Genomic DNA, 16,317 nt, shown 5'->3' with positions numbered 1-16,317 from the left:
CGTTACCCTGACGAGGTTAAGCGCACACGCGGATCAACGACGACGTAGAGGAAATCGACCAGCAGATTCAGCGCGACGACCGCAATGGACGCGAACAGCACCGTGCCCATGATCATCGGCGTGTCCTGGTTGCGAATGGCCGTCCACGCCTGCAAACCGATGCCCGGCCAGCCGAACACGGCTTCGATCACGACCACGCCGCCGAGCAGCAGCGCGAGATCCAACCCCGCCAGCGTCATGACCGGGAGCAGGGCGTTGCGCAGCACATGCTTGGTCAGCACGGCGCGCGGCGCGAGACCTTTGGCGCGGGCGGTACGCACATAGTCCTCGTTGGCGACTTCGAGAATGCTGTTGCGGACGATGCGCGAATAAAACGCGATGCCGCCAAAGCCGAGCACGAGCGCGGGCAGAACCAGATGCGCGACCGTGCCGTAACCGCCGAGCGGGAAGATCGGGATGACGAACCCGAACAAGTACAGCAGCACGAGGCCGAGCGCGAACTGCGGCACCGAAATGCCGATCAACGCGATGAATGTGGCGAAATTGTCGACCCACGTACCCGGTTTGAGCGCCGCGAGGATGCCGAGCGGCACGCCGAAAACCAGTTCGATGGCTAACCCGGCCAGCGCCAACTGCAAAGTCGCGGGCAGACGATCCATGACGGCTTGCAGCACCGGGCGGTTATCGCGTGTCGAGTTGCCGAAATCGCCCTGAATGGCGCGCCCTAAGTACCGGACATACTGCACAGGCAGCGGCTGATCCAGCCCCCACAGCACGCGAATGCGCTGCACGGTCTCTTCCGGGGCGCGTGGCCCGGCGTACATGCGCGCGGCGTCACCGGGCATCAGAAACACCATCACAAAGCTGATCGTCGCGACGCCGAGGATGACGACGAAAGCCCCTAAGAGTCGGCGGATGAAGTATGCCGTCAAGGACGATCTCCTATAACAAAGGAGGGACGCAGCTTGCAGCGTCCCTCATCGTGAATCAATTGCGAAAGCGGTGACCGACCTACTTGATCGACGCGCCGTCCCACCGCAGCAGCACACCGGGGTCCGACTGGATGCTCAAGCGCGCGCTCGTGAAGTAGAAGTTGAGCTGGTGTTCGAGGAAAATGTTTGGCATCGCGCCGACAATGGCTTCTTCGAAGGCGCTGAACGCTGCCCAACGGGCATCGCCCGGCGGGATGGCGTTGGCTTCGGCGAACTGCGCTTCGAGCGCTTCGTCGCAGAACTGACCCCAGTTATATGAGCCACCGCACGCCAGCAGCGGTTCCCAGATGTTCGACGGATCCGGGTAGTCGAGGTACCAGTTGGTCATCACGACTTCCAGCGTATCCGGCTGGTTGACCAGAATGTCGAGGAACTGCGCGTTGTCGATGCTGGTGATTTGCAGGTTGATGCCGATCGCGGCCCAGTCATTGATGAGCGCTTGCACCACCGACAGATTGGTCGGGTCGGTGTTGGTCAGCAGCGTGCCGCTGAAACCATCGGGGTAGCCGGCGGCGGTCAGCAGGGCTTCAGCTGCATCGGGATCGAACGTCAGCGGGACAAGGTCGGCGTTGTTGCCCAACACGCTCGGCGGGATGGGGCCGACAGCCGGTTCGGCGCGACCGTTCAGGATTTGCACGAGGCGGGTGCGGTCAACCGAGAGCGCCATCGCCTGCCGGACTTCCGGAATGTTGTAGGGGGCGATGGTGGTGTTCAGCACGATGTAGTCGATGTTCGGGAAACCGGCGGTCGGCAGAAGCTGCGCCGAGATGACCGGATCGGTCGAGATGCGCGGGTATTCCGAATTCGGCACGAAATCAAGCGCGATATCGGCTTCCCCCGCTTCCATACGCAGGATGCCAACCGACGGTTCGACCATCAACTGCATTTCGAAGCGATCAAAGACGGGCTTGCCTTCAAGGTAGTAGTTGGGGTTGCGCACACCCGTGATGATCACGCCGGGTTCCCAACGTTCGAGGATGTACGGGCCAGCCCCGGACGGCTGCCGTCCGAATTCCGTGCCCGCGGCTTCGACCGCTTCGCTTGGGATGATGAAGCCGGGAGGCAGCGCAAAGCGCTGGATCAGCGACCAGACGGGATAGTCGAGCGTGAAGGTGATGGTACGGTCATCGACAATCTGAATGCCGCTGACTTCGGTGGCCGCGCCGTTCTGGAAGTCGGTCGTGCCCGTGATCGCCGCGAACATGTAGGCGGTCGGCGAAGCGGTTGCCGGGTTGAGCAGACGCTCAAACGACCACTTGACATCAGCGGTGGTGATATCACGCCCATTCGAAAATTTGAGGCCTTCGCGCAGAGTGAACGTATAGACCAGACCGTCGTCGCTCACGCTATAGGATTCGGCGAGGGCGGGGATCACTTCGCTGTTGTCATCTGACCAGCGGACGAGTCCCATGTTGAACAGCGCCGAGGTCGGCCACGTTTCGGTCTCGTAGGCGATATGCGGATCAGACGTACGGATGTCTGCATTGCTCAGAATGCGGAGGACGGTTTCCTCTTGAGCGTGCAAACTACTGAAGGATAATGTGAAGAGTAACGCGAGAATCAAAGTCAGAACGAGATGCTGCCGACGCACCATCTTAACCCCTCTCGAAACTACCGATACACTTGGAAGATTTCTATACGCGTAGGAAGTGTAACGAATCTAAAATTCCGCGTCAAACAAGCGAGAGATTAAAGTTCGATAATTAGAACCAATGGCCGTGGTGGGATAGCGGATGGGCGGTTTCTAGCGTATGCTTTTCCCTCAATTGTGGCGAATCTGAGGGCGAACGATGCGTATTCATGACCTGAATTGGGGACAACTCGAAGACTACCTGAAACATGATGATCGGTGTGTACTGCCGATTGGCAGCACCGAGCAGCATGCCTACTTGAGCCTGTGTGTGGACAACATTCTCGCGGAAAAAGTGGCGGTGGATGCCGCCGAACCGCTCGGCGTGCCCGTATTCCCCGTGCTGAACTACGGAATTACGCCGTATTTCCGCGCTTACCCGGGCAGCATCAGCCTGCGCGTGCAGACCTACTTGAACATTATTCGCGACGTGCTGGACGCATTCGCTGAACAGGGCTTTAAGCGCGTGCTGATCGTCAACGGGCACGGGGGTAACAGCCCCGCGCAGGGGTATGTCGCAGAATGGATGGCGGATCATCCCGGCGTAAAGGTTAAGTTTCACAACTGGTGGAATGCGCCGCAGACCTGGGCAAAAGTCATGGAGATCGACCCGGTGGCCTCGCACGCCTCATGGATGGAAAACTTCCCGTGGACGCGTCTGCCGAACGTCGCCCAGCCGACCGAGCAGAAGCTGCCTGTCAACCTCGACTATATGCGCACGCTCGCCCCGCAGGCGGCGCGCGAATACCTCGGCGATGGCAACTACGCCGGGTTGTATCAGCGACCGGACGCCGATATGCTGGCGATCTGGGAGGTGGCCGTCGCCGAGACGCGCACCTTGCTCACGTATGGATGGTGATCATGCAGATCGAATTTACAGGCAAAACGGTAGTTGTGACCGGCGCGGCACACGGCATGGGGCGCGCTATGGCGGTCGCATTCGCGGAACGCGGCGCGACGGTGTGGGGCTGCGATCTGCTGCCGGATGAGCTGGCGGAGACGCAGCGTCTCTGTCAGGCGGCGGGCGCGGTGTGCGCGGTGCGCACTGTTGACGTGCGCGATATTGCGGCGATTCAGCGCTTCACGGACGAAGTTGGCGGGGCGGATATTCTCATCAGCAATGCGGGCGGGGTGCTCGGCTATGTGGGCAAGCCGATGGATCAGGTCACACCGACGGAGTGGAATGACATCATCGCTGTGAACCTGAGCGCGGCTTTCTGGTTCGCGCAGGGCATTGTCCCGTCGATGAAGGCGCGCGGTTTCGGACGCATCATCACCATTTCGAGCGGCGCGGGGCTGAGCATCAGCCTGACGGGGATTCAAGCGTATGCGACGGCCAAAGCCGGGGTGATTCACCTGACCCGACAGTTGGCGCATGAACTGGGACAGTTTGGCATCACCGTGAACAGCATTGCGCCGGGGTTCGTACGCTCCAACCCGAACACCGAACGCCAGTGGCAGTCGTATGGCGAACAGGGGCAGAAAGCCCTGGTCGAAGGCATCGCCATGCGCCGACTGGGTACGCCCGACGATATCGCGCATGGGGCGCTGTTCCTCGCGTCGGAGTACGCCAGTTGGATCACCGGGCAAGTGCTGCCCATCGACGGCGGGAAATAGCGGTTCAGCATAGAATGATCCTCGAGAGTGGTGCAGAGTGACCTTGAGGAGAATGGAAGCATGCGACGCTGGTTAATGTTGTTCGTCTGTCTGGGATTGCTCGGGTCGGTCCGCGTGGCAGGATCGGTGCAGGTGGCTGCGGCCCAGGCGGAACGGGTGAAAGCGATCCCGGTGATCGGGGCGTATCCGCAGATTCGGCTGTCGCCGGATGGTCATACGCTCGCGATCTTCGAAATGGGCATCTTTTACGATGGCGAGATCATTCCGGAACTGGTGCCTGTCCGCTTGTTTGACCTGAACACGCTGCAAATTACAGCGACCTTGAATGAGCCGACGGATTATGCGAATGAGGTCACCTTCACCAGTGATGGCAGCCGCGTCATGACCTATCATGACAACGGCGACATGTTCATCTGGGATGCACCGACGGGAAGCCTGATCAATCGGGTGACGGCGCTGCCGCTGTTGAGCGGACGTGGGTTCTTCTATCCCGACAGCTCACACTATGTCATGGCATGTCAAGCGAATCTTTTGCTGCTGTGCGAGTGGGATACCGACAATGGTTCGATCCTGCGCTTGCTGCGCCCGCAGTATGCGACACGAAACGAGATCGCCGCGCTGTTTGAAAGTGGTCCCGCGCCCACCTACATCGCGTTTGACCTGTCCGACAGTGGCGACCGGATCGCGGCGGCCACCAGCTATGGGGTGATCGATATCTGGGATGTGGCGACGGGGGAGCAGGTGAGCCTCAATGTGCCGACCGAATTCCCATTGTTCAATATCATGAGTTTGGCCTTCATCAACAACGACGAACAAATCGTGTTCTATGACGCAGATTCTGAACTCATTCGGGTGATTGATGCGCGCAATGGCAGCGAAGTCCGTTCTTTTTCCGGTGGGCCGACTGGCTCACCGACGGTCGCGCTAGCGGCAGATGGCGATCACATTGCATGGGTCTCCGGTGAGCCGGAAGCGCCGATCATCACGGTCTCCTCACTCACAGACGCGGATGAGCCGCTCGTCATCAATCTGCCCGTGCCGGAACCACTGCGCGCGTCTCGCCGCCAGATGAGTATGTACTTTATGCCGGATGGACTTACGCTGGTCGTGGGTGGCTTTGTCAACCAGTCCGGCGACTCGAACGACAACCTGATTTTTCTGGTCGACGTGACTCGTTAATGCCAGACCGACTGTGAACGTCAGTGGGGAGCACTGGTGCGCTCCCCACTCATCTAGGCGAGAGGGTGCTGCTGAGATAACTCCCACGCGTTGAGCCGTTCGCCCGTGACATCATGCGCGTCGATGCCCGCCAGATACACGAAGGCCGGGGCGAGCAGCGCGGGATCGACCCATTTCTGCTTGAGTTCCTCGCTGTAGTTCTCGGCGGACATTGGCGTGTTGATGGGCGCGCCGGGGGTGATGGTGTTGACCGCGATATTGAACGGCTGCCCCTCCATCGCCAGGACTTTCATCAAGCCTTCCTGACCGTGTTTGGCCGGGCAGTAGGCGACCTCTTTGACGAACCCCTTGATGCCCGAACCCGACGACACAAACACGATGCTGCCGCTGTCGGCGGCGATCATCGGCTGCCATACGGCTTTGGCGAGCAGGAAGGCCGCCTGCAAGATGATGTTCACTTCGGTCTGCCACTGCGGGAACGTGACTTCCAGCATTGACCGCTCTTTGAGGAGCGCGGCGTTGTGCACGAGCACGCGCGGTTTGCCGTAGGCCGCCAGCGCTTGGTCGACTGCGGCCTGCGTGGCGTCGGCGTTGGCGAGATCGACCGGGATGGGCAGGCAGTCCGTGCCCCCCGCGCGCAGTTCGTCCGCCAGCGCGTTGAGCTTGTCGGCCTGCACGTCCATGAGCGCCAGCTTCATGCCCTGCGCAGCATAGGCGCGGGCAATCGCCAGTCCTAGTCCCTGCGCCGCGCCTGTGAGAATCGCAAAGGTGCCGTTGAGCGCGACCATCAGATCAGCCCACGCACGAACTTGGTGAAGCGTTCCAAGCCTTCGTCAAATTCCGGCGAGGCTTTGGTGAACGCGCCGCGAATGAAGCCTTCGCCCGCGCCGCCGCCAATCGTCCCCGGTTGGAAGACGAGCTTGGCTTCTTCCCGCGCCTTCTTGACGAATTCGGCGCTGGTCAGCCCGGTGGGGCGGATGTCGATGAAGATATAGTAGGCGCCCTGCGGCGGACTGTAGGGCAGCGGGATCGCGTCAAGCGTTTGCATCCACAGCTTGCGGCGGCGGTCGTATTCCGCCAGCACGTCTTTGAACCAGTCGCGCGGCTGGCTGAGCACGGCGAGACCGCCGTACTGCGTGACCACATTCGCGCAGATCATCATGGCGTGGTGGAAGGGCAGCATGCCTTCGATGAGCGCGGCCGGCCCGGCGATATAGCCGAGGCGCATCCCAGTCATGCCGAAGCTCTTCGAGAAGCTGTTGATCGTGATCGTGCGCTCGGCCATGCCGGGGAGCGTCGCGATGCTCGTATGCTGGTTCCCGTCATACACGTAGTACTCGTAGATTTCGTCCGACACGACCAATAGGTCGCGCCGCTGCGCCAGTTCGGCGATTTGCAGCAGAGTCGACTTGGGCAGAATCGTCCCGGTCGGGTTGTTCGGCGACACGACGACCAGCGCTCTGGTTTGCGGCGTGATCGCCGCTTCTAACTGCGCCACATCGATCACGAAGCCGCTCTCCGGCGTGGTATCGACCGGGATGAGCGTGCCGCCGAGGATGCGCGCGTCGCGGGTGTACTCGTCGTAATGGGGCGACGGCGTGAGCGCGTTGTCGCCGGGGTCGAGCAGGGACATGAGCGTCGCCATGAGCGCTTCCTGCGCGCCTGCCGTCACAATGATTTCGCTGTCCGGGTCGACGGTCACGCCGTTTTCGGTGGCGAGCTTGTTAGCAATCGCCGCGCGGAGTTCAGGGATGCCCGTCCACGCCGTATATTGAATCTTCTGCTGGTTGAGCGCGGTGTGCATCGCTTCAAACACGTAATCCGGCGGCACAAAGTCGGGCGTGCCACTCCCCAGATTGATCAAACCGGGGATGGGGACAGACGTCTGCTTGCCGAGCGAGCCATACAGGTTGCGCGCGCGCTGCGACAGGTATTTTTGATAATCCATCGTTAGCCTCTATGTGAGTTGAACCCAGCGCCGTTCACGCGACGACAACCGCACGGCATCCATCGCGATCTGCGTGCGCAGGCCGTCGGCGAACGTCGCGGCGGTTTGCGGCGCACGCTGGTCGCGAATAGCACCGATTAATTCCTGCATCATCGCAACGACCGACACATTCCAGATGCCCTTGCCAATGCCGGGAAGCGCGGCGTTCGGGTCGCTTTCGCTCATATCGACGAAGTCTTCACCCACGCGCGCCACCAGCAGTTTTTCGTCGGCGTCCGCCAGCTTGATCGTGCCTTCGCTGCCGAAAATCTGCACCTGGTTGCCAATACCATGCCGCGCGACGCCGCTTAAAAAGACGGAAGCGAGCGCGCCGCTCTGCATGTCGGCGGTGAAGCTCACCTGATCGTCCGCTGTTGCTGTCCACGGTTCGCCGGTGGTCTTGTCGACGCGGTTCGGGACCATGGTGGCGATCTGACCATCAATCGCGCCGATCTCGCCGAGCCAGTAGCGCAGCAGGTCGATCTGATGCGAACCGTTCGCGCCGAGCCGCCCGCCGCCCATCGCTTCCAGCGACCACCAGTCGCCCGCCGGACGCGTCGCTGGGTCGCCCCACGCCGCCGAGATGTTGACCATGTTGATATGGCGCACTTGGCCAATATACCCGTCCGCAATCAACTGGCGGATTTTGCGGCGGTTGGGGTTGAAACGCAGTTCGTGGCCAATCGCATGCACCCGACCGAGCGCTTCGGCGCGGGTGAGCATGGCTTCGGCTTCCTGCGCGTTCATGGCGGTCGGCTTTTCGCACAGCACGTGCGCGCCGCGTTCCAGCGCCGCCAGTGTCATCGGCGCATGATAGATCGTTGGCGTGGCGATGCCGACAAAGTCGACGCTGTGCGCGTTGAGCATGGTTTCCCAGTCGCCGTAGGCGTGGGGGATGCCGAACTCATCCGCGACTTTTTGCGCGTTCGCCTGATGCGCGCTGGCGATGGCGACGATTTCGACGTCGTCAATCACCTTGAGCGCGGGCAGGTAAGCGGCGCGGGCGAAACTCGCGCCGATGACGGCGGCTTTAATCGTCATGTCGCTACTCCCACAACCCACGTTCTTTGAGTACTTCACCGACGGCGCGCAAATTACGCAGTTCCGCTTCGGAATAATTGCGCGAAATCAGCACGCCGCTGCCGCCGCCATCGAACCCGGCATGCGTCGCCGCTTTGATTTCGTCCGGCGTGATGGCTTTCGATTTGCCGCCATCGCCCACGCCCGCGCCAATGCCGGGGTAGACCTTGCACTTGCCCCCGGTATCCGCGACGAGGTTCGCCGTCCACTGCTTGACGTACTCTGCCGTGAATCCGGCCATCGCCGCTTCACTGCGCGGGGCGATGAACTCGTCAAGGTTGAGGATGGTGGCCAGCGCGTTGTACGCGCCGTCCGGCGTGGCGTCGGCGAGCACGCCTTTTTGCCACGAGTCAGAGAAGTTCATGAAGCGCGCCCCCGCCGGGGTGTTGTACAGCACCGGCTTGAGGAAGTCGGCATACAGCCCGTAATCCGACTGGTCGTACTGGGCTTTGAGGTACGGGTTATAGGTGTTGATGATCTGCCAGATGCCCAGACCGACCTCGTGTTTGGGATCGTAGAACTTGATCGCGCCGGCGACTTCGTGATACATCGACTGGTGCGCGTCCAGCCACATCTTCTCCCACATGAGGACTTCGGGGTGGTGGAGCAAATGCCGCAGCAGCGTGACGAACACGCCATCGCGCGGACGGTCGCCTTTACGCACGCCTTGCAGGAACTGGTCGATCTTGCGATAGCCTTCGATGGCGCGCTGCGGGTCGATGCCCCGTGCACGGCCTTCGGCGACGAAATACTCGTCAAAGCCCGTTGAGCTGTCGGCGCGGAAGATGTCCATGAGCGGACTCTGGCGTTCGATACCCCACAGCATGCCGTCGAGCTCGTGGTTGCTGAACCAATCGTCGATCACGCTGCGCCACCATGCGCGATAGTGCGGGTTCATGAGGGACGGACGTGTTGCCGTTTTGCCCCAGTGATCGCGGTCGAGCATCTGGTGCCAGCCGGGCTGCCAGATGTGGCGCTGCGCCGAGCTGGATGTTTCGCAGTAGTAGGTGTAGCACTTGATCCCACGCGCTTTCGCCGCCGGAATCACATCGGCGAGCGTGTCGAAGCCCTTGTACAGCGGATCCGGCGCTTTGAAGTTTTTGTGATCGGTCGCGCCGTAGTAGAGCGGATTTGGCTCGAAGAACGCGCCGCCCTGTAGATTATCCGGCTCCGCCACGCCGTGATCCGGGAAGCCGTAGGTGGCGCGCCCGGCGTTGCCGTAACTCCACGACAGGGCGGAGATCATAAGCGCGTTGACGCCTGCCTCGCCCTGTAGAATATCCAAAACCTGTTCGACGCCTTCATCGATGAAGCTGATCGCGCCGATTTGAATGCCAACAAATGTTTTCGCCATAGCTATCTCAACTTTGTGTAGACCAAGAGCCATTAGCCTCGCCGCAACCGCGGGTCGAGGAAGTCGCGCAGCCAGTCGCCGAGAATGTTGAGCGACAGCACCGTGAGCATAATCGCTACGCCGGGGAAGACGGCGAGCCACCAACTGCCGCCGAGCAGTTGATCGCGGCTTTCGGCGAGGATGCCGCCCCACGTCGGGACGGTGGGCGGAACGCCGAGGCCGAGGAACGAAAGTGACGCTTCTGAAAGAATGACGCTCGCGACGTTGAACGACGCGATGACGATCAGGGGCGCGAGGATGTTCGGGAAGATCGTCGTCATCATGATGTGCCAGTCGCGCGCGCCCGCACTGCGGGCCGCTTCGACGTATTCGCGTTCGCGCTGGGCAATGGTCTGAGCGCGCGCAATACGCGCATAGGTGACCCACTGACTGACGCCGAGCACGACGATCAGGTTGAGGACGCCGGTGCCTAACACGACCAGCACCATGATCGTGAGCAGAATGAAGGGGAACGCCAGTTGAATGTCGGCGATGCGCATGATGATGTCGTCGACTCGACCGCCGTAGTACCCGCCGACGATGCCTGCCATCGTGCCGATGAAACCACCGATAATCACGGCGGTGAGCCCGACGAACAGCGACACCCGCGCACCGTAGATCACGCGCGAATAGAGGTCGCGACCAAGTGCGTCCGTCCCCAATGGGAAATCGACCACGCCTTCGGCATTTTCAGTCATGGGCGCTTGCAGACGCAGAATCAGGTTCTGGCGGTTCGGGTCTTTAGGGGCGACCTGCGGCCCGAACAGCGCGAGGAACAGCATGAAGATCAAAATGACGAGCGCGAGAATCGGCCAGCGCGCCTTGAGCAAGCTCAGGCGGGCACGGCGCAGTTCCATGGCGCGTTCGCTGCGCCGGATCTTCACGACGGGCGGGGTGTTGGGGGCAGCGTTCATGTTTTGCTCGATTTTTTGTACCATGTTCGCCCCTCTATTTCAACCGAATGCGCGGATCAAGCTGCGCGTAGATCAAATCGACGAGCAGGTTCAGCGTGATGAAGAGGAACGAAAACAGGACGACGGCAGCCTGCACGAGAGGAATATCGCGCTGGTTGATGGCGTTAAAGACGAGCCGTCCCACGCCCGGCCACGAGAAGACCGTTTCCGCGACGACCACACCGCTCAACAGGAAGCCGAACTCCAGACCGAGGATCGTGACCACCGGGATGAGCGCGTTGCGGAAGGCGTGCCGCAGGATGACGCGGCGTTCGGTCAGACCTTTGGAACGCGCGGTTTGAATGTAATCCTGCGAGAGCACTTCCAGCATCGACGAACGGACGAGGCGGGCATTGCGCGAGAGCGAAAATACGCCGACCGTGATGCCCGGCATGATCAGATGCAGGATCGCGTCCGGGATGTTGGCGACTGCCGTGCCGATGTCCCCGCTCAGCGCGGGTTGGAAAACAGGCGTATGCCCGGAGATGGGCAGCCAGCGTAAGCCTAAACCCACCGATAAGATGAGCATGATGCCTAACCAGAACCCCGGCACCGACTGCCCGAACATGGCGAGCAGCATGATGCCGCCGTCGAGCGGCGTGCCGCGCTTGGTCGCCGAAATGATGCCGATCGGGATAGCCAACAGCGTCGACAGGATCATCGCGAACAGCGTGAGTTCCAGCGTGGCGGGCAGGCGTTCCAGCACAAGGCCGAGCGCGGGTTTACGCGCACGCAGAGAATTGCCGAGGTCACCCTGAACGAGCCGACCCAGAAAGTCGAAATACTGGACGGGCAGGGGACGGTCGAAGCCCAGCAGCTGGCGAGTTTGGATGATCTCTTCCTCACTGGCTCGCTCGCTGACGTACAGATACGTGGGATCGCCCGCGAGGTGGAGGGTCAAAAACGAGAGGAGGGTGACTCCGAGCAACACCACAACCGACTGTAACAGCCGCCGTGCAATATAGGTTCCCATGCGTTTATCCAGAAAATGGTCGGGGTGAGCCTGAACTCACCCCGACTGCTACGAGTAATTCGAGTTACTTGAGCGCCGCGCCGTAGACGACGATTTGTTCGTCGCGGCGGGCCTGCCAGTCAATGCGGCTGCTCACGCCGTAGAAGTCCGGCTGGAAGTACAGCAGCAGCCACGGCGGATCATTGTAGAAGACTTCCAACATCTGGTTGACGAGTTCGCGTTCAGTTTCCTGATCGACGCCCTGCGCGCTGTCCCACAGGCTGAACCATTCTTCGTTGGCCCAGTTGGTGTAGTTCGTGCCGGCATCCGGCGCGGAGAGGTCAGCCATATCGTACAGCGCCGCCCACGTGCCGCCACCCGTGCCGAGGAAGAACAGCGGGCCGACATTCTTTTCACGGACGCGCGGCAGGTAGTCCGAGCTCCAGTCGAGGATTTCGACGGTGGTCTGGACGCCGACATCGGTCAGGTACTGGCCAATGGCCTGCACCACGTTCGCATCGTTCAGGTAACGGCCACGCGGACCCATCAGCGTGATTTCGAAGCGCACGCCGTTTTCGCCACGCGGATAACCAGCGGCGTCGAGCAGTTGTTCGGCCATCGCCGGGTCATACGGATACGCGGTCAGGTTGGGGTTGTTGTTCGGCGGGTTGACCATGCTGGACGCGCGTTCGCATTCCGTGCCGAGCAGCGTCGTGCAGATGGTGGGAACGTCCACTGCGTACTGGAGCGCCACGCGCACATCCGTGTTCTGGATCGCGTCGTAACCGGGGGCATCCGCGAAGTTTTCACCGAACTGGAAGCCGACGTACATACGGCGCGTACCGGACACGGCCTGAACCGCGGCGACGCCGGAGGCATCCACGGCCGCAGCTTGATCCGGCGGCACGTTGGCGATGATGTCGACGTTGCCCGCGATCAGTTCAGCAACGCGGGTCGACGCTTCGGGGATCACGCGCCAGTAAATCTGTTCGAAACCAGCGGAGCGCAGCGCGAAATCCGGCACCTTTTCGATCAACACATAATCGTCACGCACCCATTCGACGAAGCGATACGGGCCGGAGCCGACGGGGGCTTCCGCGGCCTGTTCGAGGGTCAGACCACTGTAGTAGTCCTTGCAGTGAATGTAGACTTCAGAGAGCAGACCGAGGCGCAGCGGTTCCGACTGGGCGCGGTCGGTGATGATGGTGACTTCAAGATCGCTTTCGGCGCGGGCATCAACATAGCCCACCGACGGGAACACGAAACCGACGGTGTTGCCAGTGAAGGCGTTGGCGGGGTCGGCGGCGCGCTGGAAGGTGTAGACGACATCTTCGGCGGTGAGGGCCTCACCGTCATGGCAGGTCAGCCCTTCATTGAGGGTGAACGTCCATTCTTTGCCGTCTTCCGAAATGCTGTACGACGTCGCCAGATACGGGGACAGCGTCCCGGTCTCGGTGATTTCGAACAGCGTGCCGAAGACATGATTGAAAATGTTCGATTCCGCGCGCGAACCGACAATCGACGGTTCCAGCGAACCAACATCGACGCTTTGGGCGATGACCAGCGTTGTCTCGTCGGGGGTCTGGGCTTGGACAGCCAGCGGCATCGCGACGAGCAACAGAACCATAAGAAGCAGACCGAAACGGCTTGTACGAGTCATTACTGGATTACTCCTGTCTAAAACACATGTTTGCGGCGTTGCAGTAGTCATGACGATCCGGCTAATTTATGCTCCGCTCCTCCCTTGATCCACTTGTGAAAACCCACCCAAATTTTGAGGCAAGACGCTGTCGATCTTGCACGCAGCGATCCTCTCTACTGGAAAGGACACAGGCGTAAACCATCGCCAGCGACATGACGTGGTCGCGGCCACTACACTGCAGTGGTTTACCATCAAGCACTGTGTCCGTGAACGCCGCGAGCAGACCTTCCGTTTCGGTGATCCACAGCTCGTGCGGGGGCAGGGGAACATTGGTGAGTTCGGTGGCGGCGTGCTGCGCGTAGTACAGGTCGCCGAATTGATCGCGCTGGCTGATCACGCCGTTGGTGCAGTCGGTGCGCCATTCAAAGCGCGGCTGCGACCATCCACTCTGCCATGTGCCCTGATAATTGATGACCATGCCGTTCGCCAGCGTGAATAACGCGGCGACGTTGGCGTCGCTCTGGTACATGCTCCACGAGGGATTCCACGTGCGCGCCTGCACCGTGACCGGGTCGCTGCCGTAGAGGTAGCGCAGCAGGTCAAAGTGATGGATCGACTGTTCCCACAGCATCGGCTGATCCATCGTCAGCGGGTATTTGTTGAGATCGGGGCGGTTGCCGTCGCGATAGCGCTCATAAGTAAAGCGCGCGAATTCCGGCGTGCCAACCGTGCCTGCGTCGAGCAGTTTGAGTGCCGCGCGGGTCACCGCGAGGTAGCGGAAGTTCAACCCAACCATGAGCGGAACGTGCGCGCTTTCGGCAATATTGACGAGTTCCGCCGCTTCTTCGAGTTCGAGCGCGAGCGGCTTTTCGATGAGCATCGGCAGTTGGCGTTCCGCCGCCGCCGTCACCTGACTTTTACGGCCAATCGGCGGGTTCGCCAGCACAATGGCGTCGATATCGGCCATGTTTTCGAGCGCGGCTTCGACCGACGGGAACGCCGGACGCGCGCCATATTGCGCGGCCATGCGTTCAATCGCCGCGGGGTTCGGGTCGGCATACGCGGCGATTTCGGTGCGCGGCGACCGCTTGAGGACTTCCGCCCAATAGCGCCCGCGGACACCGAGTCCGCCCAACAGCACCCGTAAAACGGTCATGATGAATGCTCCATCTGTGCTTTGAACCAGGCGACCGTCTGGCGCAGGCCGCTCCGAAAATCAGTCCACTGCTTAAAACCGGTATCCCGGAACAGCCGATCCGGGGTCATGTAGCCGCGAAAAGGCACCGCTGGTGTGTGCTCCGCGGTGATGGTTACCTCAGGTAAAGCCGCGCGTAACGCCGTCAGGATGTCGACCGCGGTCAGCACCTGCCCCGACGTGACGTGATAGAGCGCGTGCGGCAGGGTCGGCACGTCGAGCAACCGACTCAGCGCCCTACCTACATCAGCAGCATACGTCCAGTCGGTTGGACTGGAAGCCCGGGGTATGCTCACCCGTCCAGTCGTCAGCGCCTCATTGATAAGTCGGGCGACCAGACTGACACGTGGACGAGTCGCCCGGATGTGTTCGTGCTCGCCATAGATGTTCCCAAGGCGGATGGCGACGACATCGCGACCGTAGGTCTGCTTCAGCGCCGCAAGCAGCAGTTCGACGCTGTGTTTTTCGACGGCATACAGCAGGCCGTCGGTGGCAACGGGCGTGTCTTCGGTCAATACGCTGATCGGGCTGCCCCGAAACACCGCGCTCGAACTGATGAAGATCACACGCTTTACAGCTTGTTCGTGTGCCCAGTCGAGCAGGGTCAGCGCCGGGAGCACATTGGCGCGGAAATGATCTGCGGGTGTTTCGCCATCCGCGGGGTCAGCGGTGATCGCCGCGCCGTGAATGACGAAATCGACGGCGCTATCCGGCAGACGCGTCAGGTCGGAGGTGATGAGTTCGACGGGCTGACCCGTCCACGCCTCCACGAGTGCTGCGTCGAACGCGCGATCCACCGCGACCACACTGTAACCCTGCTGGAGCAGCGTGAATACGATGTTGCTGCACACGAATCCGTTCGCCCCGGTGACGAGCACACGCGTCATGGCTGATCCGCCTCCGGTGGGGTGTCGTCCCACATTTCGGCGAGCAGATCGCCCGAAGACGAGATGTGCTGCTGGAGCAGACGCACCGCCAGCGGTTCGTCCGCTTCGGCAATCGCCTCGATAATCGGTAGATGGTTGTAGGCGATCTGCGTGATGTCGCGGTTCTTGCGGTTGCGCAGCGCCATCACCTGCCGCACGCGCAGCGAGACCGTGTTCCACGTCGTCGCCAGCAGACTGTGCTGGCTTAATTCGATCAGCAAGTCGTGAAACTGCCGGTCGATGTCATTAACCTGTTTGAGATCGCCTGCCTGAGCGGCGGCCAGCATCGCTTCGAAACACGCGCGCAGTTCCGCAGCGTTGTCCGGGTTGTTCTGCGCGATGACGCGTTGTAAGGCGAATGTTTCCAGCGCACTGCGCAGGCTGTACAGTTCCTCGATGTCAGTGCGCGTGAGCGCCTTGACCACCGTGCCGCGATAGGGCATCACCTCGACCAGACCTTCGTGGTTGAGGAACTGCAGCGCCTCGCGCAGCGGTGCGCGGCTGATGCCCAACTGCGCGGCAATATCCATCTCCACCAGCGGTTGGCCCGGCTTGAATTCACCGCTCACGATGGCGTCGCGCAGGACATCCAGCACGCGCTCACGCAGCGGTTTATTTTCAATATGGAGAGGGTTGTTCGGTTGGGTCATTGACTTGACAACGATCTCTCGACTACCTATAATCTGTCGATTGTCGACAATTGACAGTCGACGTTTAGGATTATAGCGATGCAGCACCACGTGTCAAGCAATTCGTGGAAAACTGGGTAAA

General features: G+C 61.0%; 15 protein-coding genes. 3 read left to right on the top strand and 12 right to left on the bottom strand.

Translation table 11 applies throughout. The annotated features are described in order from the left end of the window. Positions 1 to 2: 2 nt before the first annotated feature. Both IPK17_RS27965 and IPK17_RS27960 read right to left on the bottom strand, forming a co-directional pair. A complete protein-coding gene (locus IPK17_RS27965) occupies positions 3 to 932 on the bottom strand; it encodes an ABC transporter permease (protein WP_343420985.1) in 930 nt (309 codons plus the stop codon). Between the two features lie 79 nt (positions 933 to 1,011). Next, positions 1,012 to 2,586, bottom strand: a complete 1,575-nt coding sequence (locus IPK17_RS27960; protein ID WP_343420984.1) for an ABC transporter substrate-binding protein — start codon at positions 2,584 to 2,586, stop codon at positions 1,012 to 1,014. A gap of 196 nt (positions 2,587 to 2,782) precedes the next feature. On the opposite strand from IPK17_RS27960, the gene IPK17_RS27955 reads away from it, so the two are divergent. The 3 genes from IPK17_RS27955 to IPK17_RS27945 are packed head-to-tail and all read left to right on the top strand — an operon-like array spanning position 2,783 to position 5,418. Beyond that, entirely contained in the window at positions 2,783 to 3,481 is a 699-nt protein-coding gene (locus tag IPK17_RS27955; RefSeq protein ID WP_343420983.1) for a creatininase family protein, read from the top strand. Positions 3,482 to 3,483: 2 nt separating this feature from the next. Beyond that, complete coding sequence (locus IPK17_RS27950) at positions 3,484 to 4,239, top strand: SDR family NAD(P)-dependent oxidoreductase (RefSeq protein ID WP_343420982.1); 756 nt, start codon at positions 3,484 to 3,486, stop codon at positions 4,237 to 4,239. Between the two features lie 60 nt (positions 4,240 to 4,299). Next, positions 4,300 to 5,418 carry a WD40 repeat domain-containing protein gene (locus tag IPK17_RS27945; protein WP_343420981.1) on the top strand — a complete coding sequence of 373 codons (1,119 nt, stop codon included), beginning with the start codon at positions 4,300 to 4,302 and terminating at the stop codon, positions 5,416 to 5,418. Positions 5,419 to 5,471: 53 nt separating this feature from the next. Here IPK17_RS27945 and IPK17_RS27940 read toward each other — a convergent pair whose 3' ends face one another. The 10 genes from IPK17_RS27940 to IPK17_RS27895 form a co-directional block, all read right to left on the bottom strand. Continuing rightward, a complete protein-coding gene (locus IPK17_RS27940) occupies positions 5,472 to 6,206 on the bottom strand; it encodes an SDR family NAD(P)-dependent oxidoreductase (protein ID WP_343420980.1) in 735 nt (244 codons plus the stop codon). Further along, the gene (locus IPK17_RS27935) at positions 6,206 to 7,366 is read right to left on the bottom strand and encodes a pyridoxal phosphate-dependent aminotransferase (protein ID WP_343420979.1); all 1,161 of its coding nucleotides are present in this window, start codon (positions 7,364 to 7,366) and stop codon (positions 6,206 to 6,208) included. Before IPK17_RS27935 ends, IPK17_RS27940 begins: the two co-directional genes overlap by 1 nt. A gap of 9 nt (positions 7,367 to 7,375) precedes the next feature. Then, on the bottom strand, positions 7,376 to 8,446 hold the full coding sequence (locus IPK17_RS27930) for a Gfo/Idh/MocA family protein (RefSeq protein ID WP_343420978.1): 1,071 nt from the start codon (positions 8,444 to 8,446) through the stop codon (positions 7,376 to 7,378). A 4-nt stretch (positions 8,447 to 8,450) separates the two neighbouring features. After that, complete coding sequence (locus tag IPK17_RS27925) at positions 8,451 to 9,839, bottom strand: hypothetical protein (RefSeq protein ID WP_343420977.1); 1,389 nt, start codon at positions 9,837 to 9,839, stop codon at positions 8,451 to 8,453. A 32-nt stretch (positions 9,840 to 9,871) separates the two neighbouring features. Next, a complete protein-coding gene (locus tag IPK17_RS27920; protein WP_343420976.1) occupies positions 9,872 to 10,816 on the bottom strand; it encodes an ABC transporter permease in 945 nt (314 codons plus the stop codon). A gap of 10 nt (positions 10,817 to 10,826) precedes the next feature. Continuing rightward, positions 10,827 to 11,804, bottom strand: a complete 978-nt coding sequence (locus IPK17_RS27915) for an ABC transporter permease (RefSeq protein WP_343420975.1) — start codon at positions 11,802 to 11,804, stop codon at positions 10,827 to 10,829. Between the two features lie 64 nt (positions 11,805 to 11,868). Then, complete coding sequence (locus IPK17_RS27910; RefSeq protein ID WP_343420974.1) at positions 11,869 to 13,443, bottom strand: ABC transporter substrate-binding protein; 1,575 nt, start codon at positions 13,441 to 13,443, stop codon at positions 11,869 to 11,871. Between the two features lie 61 nt (positions 13,444 to 13,504). Beyond that, positions 13,505 to 14,581, bottom strand: a complete 1,077-nt coding sequence (locus tag IPK17_RS27905; RefSeq protein WP_343420973.1) for a Gfo/Idh/MocA family protein — start codon at positions 14,579 to 14,581, stop codon at positions 13,505 to 13,507. After that, positions 14,578 to 15,507: an NAD-dependent epimerase/dehydratase family protein gene (locus tag IPK17_RS27900; RefSeq protein ID WP_343420972.1), complete on the bottom strand. Its 930-nt coding sequence runs from the start codon at positions 15,505 to 15,507 to the stop codon at positions 14,578 to 14,580. The genes IPK17_RS27905 and IPK17_RS27900 overlap by 4 nt, the downstream gene beginning before the upstream one ends. Next, the gene (locus IPK17_RS27895) at positions 15,504 to 16,196 is read right to left on the bottom strand and encodes a GntR family transcriptional regulator (RefSeq protein WP_343420971.1); all 693 of its coding nucleotides are present in this window, start codon (positions 16,194 to 16,196) and stop codon (positions 15,504 to 15,506) included. Before IPK17_RS27895 ends, IPK17_RS27900 begins: the two co-directional genes overlap by 4 nt. Between the last annotated feature and the right edge of the window lie 121 nt (positions 16,197 to 16,317).

This window comes from Candidatus Flexifilum breve, from assembly GCF_016713355.1.
The sequence above is the reverse complement of the archived record's forward strand: the minus strand, read 5'-3'. Positions and strand labels throughout refer to the sequence as shown.

Bases quoted from the DNA above. Each gene is read 5' to 3' on its own strand.
- IPK17_RS27935 (WP_343420979.1), bottom strand. From the start codon at position 7,366: ATGGATTATCAAAAATACCTGTCGCAGCGCGCGCGCAACCTGTATGGC.
- IPK17_RS27925 (WP_343420977.1), bottom strand. From the start codon at position 9,839: ATGGCGAAAACATTTGTTGGCATTCAAATCGGCGCGATCAGCTTCATC.
- IPK17_RS27960 (WP_343420984.1), bottom strand. From the start codon at position 2,586: ATGGTGCGTCGGCAGCATCTCGTTCTGACTTTGATTCTCGCGTTACTC.
- IPK17_RS27905 (WP_343420973.1), bottom strand. From the start codon at position 14,581: ATGACCGTTTTACGGGTGCTGTTGGGCGGACTCGGTGTCCGCGGGCGC.
- IPK17_RS27945 (WP_343420981.1), top strand. From the start codon at position 4,300: ATGCGACGCTGGTTAATGTTGTTCGTCTGTCTGGGATTGCTCGGGTCG.
- IPK17_RS27930 (WP_343420978.1), bottom strand. From the start codon at position 8,446: ATGACGATTAAAGCCGCCGTCATCGGCGCGAGTTTCGCCCGCGCCGCT.
- IPK17_RS27910 (WP_343420974.1), bottom strand. From the start codon at position 13,443: ATGACTCGTACAAGCCGTTTCGGTCTGCTTCTTATGGTTCTGTTGCTC.
- IPK17_RS27915 (WP_343420975.1), bottom strand. From the start codon at position 11,804: ATGGGAACCTATATTGCACGGCGGCTGTTACAGTCGGTTGTGGTGTTG.
- IPK17_RS27950 (WP_343420982.1), top strand. From the start codon at position 3,484: ATGCAGATCGAATTTACAGGCAAAACGGTAGTTGTGACCGGCGCGGCA.
- IPK17_RS27900 (WP_343420972.1), bottom strand. From the start codon at position 15,507: ATGACGCGTGTGCTCGTCACCGGGGCGAACGGATTCGTGTGCAGCAAC.
- IPK17_RS27940 (WP_343420980.1), bottom strand. From the start codon at position 6,206: ATGGTCGCGCTCAACGGCACCTTTGCGATTCTCACAGGCGCGGCGCAG.
- IPK17_RS27895 (WP_343420971.1), bottom strand. From the start codon at position 16,196: ATGACCCAACCGAACAACCCTCTCCATATTGAAAATAAACCGCTGCGT.
- IPK17_RS27955 (WP_343420983.1), top strand. From the start codon at position 2,783: ATGCGTATTCATGACCTGAATTGGGGACAACTCGAAGACTACCTGAAA.
- IPK17_RS27920 (WP_343420976.1), bottom strand. From the start codon at position 10,816: ATGGTACAAAAAATCGAGCAAAACATGAACGCTGCCCCCAACACCCCG.